The 412-nt window shown below is 63.3% G+C and carries 1 protein-coding gene; it reads right to left on the bottom strand.

Annotated elements, in window-relative coordinates; genetic code table 11:
• A partial coding sequence (locus FCS21_RS16585; RefSeq protein ID WP_138624546.1) for a hypothetical protein occupies positions 1-412 on the bottom strand: 412 nt, incomplete at both ends.

Here is a 412-nt window from a genome sequence, read left to right on the forward strand (position 1 = left end):
ATGTTGCCGCCCGAGGTAATGCTGGACGCTGCCGTGGCATCGCTGACGATGAAGTGATCACGCTGGGTAATCTGGAACGGCCGGTTCTGCTTGCCGCCTTCGCAGTCGCCACCGGTCACCCCGTCGATACAGGCGATGGGCGTGATGGAGGCGCTGTAGATGCCGGACTCGGTGGTGAGCACAGTACGGATGTTCTGGATCGTGCTGGCCGCCAGGATCAGGTTGCGCTCGCTCTCGATCGTCCCCGAGCTGTTGATGATGCTGGTGGCCAGGCCGCCCTGGCCGTCGCGATCGACACGCAGGTTGCCCATGGCGTAGATCGCGGCGCCGAGGTTTTTCAGGCGGTCGACCTTGAGGTTCATGTCGCCGCCACTGAAGATCAGGCCGTGGTCGTTGAGCAGGTTGTCCACCG

It is taken from the genome of Colwellia ponticola (assembly GCF_005885605.1).
GTDB classification, from domain to species: Bacteria; Pseudomonadota; Gammaproteobacteria; order Enterobacterales; family Alteromonadaceae; genus Colwellia; species Colwellia ponticola.